Source organism: Streptomyces nanhaiensis (assembly GCF_046614825.1).
Lineage (GTDB): Bacteria > Actinomycetota > Actinomycetes > Streptomycetales > Streptomycetaceae > Streptomyces > Streptomyces radiopugnans.
Map to the genome: position 1 here is coordinate 1 of NZ_JBKJFM010000452.1, position 219 is coordinate 219.

Genomic DNA, 219 nt, shown 5'->3' on the forward strand with positions numbered 1-219 from the left:
AGCGTTCGACTTGCATGTGTTAAGCACGCCGCCAGCGTTCGTCCTGAGCCAGGATCAAACTCTCCGTGAATGCTGTCCCGGTATGCCCGGGTCACATCGCGCAGAGCGGCACCGGCGGAAAGGAATGATTTCCGCGGTGCACAGCGTCCTCGCTGTGTGTTTCAAAGGAACCTCGCCGACTCCTCCGGAACCGGAGGAGCGACGGGGCATCAACATATC

General features: G+C 60.3%; 1 rRNA gene. It reads right to left on the minus strand.

Annotated elements, in window-relative coordinates:
• Positions 1-70: ribosomal RNA gene (locus ACLIYP_RS31000) — 16S ribosomal RNA — on the minus strand; the annotation flags it as partial.
• Positions 71-219: the final 149 nt, after the last annotated feature.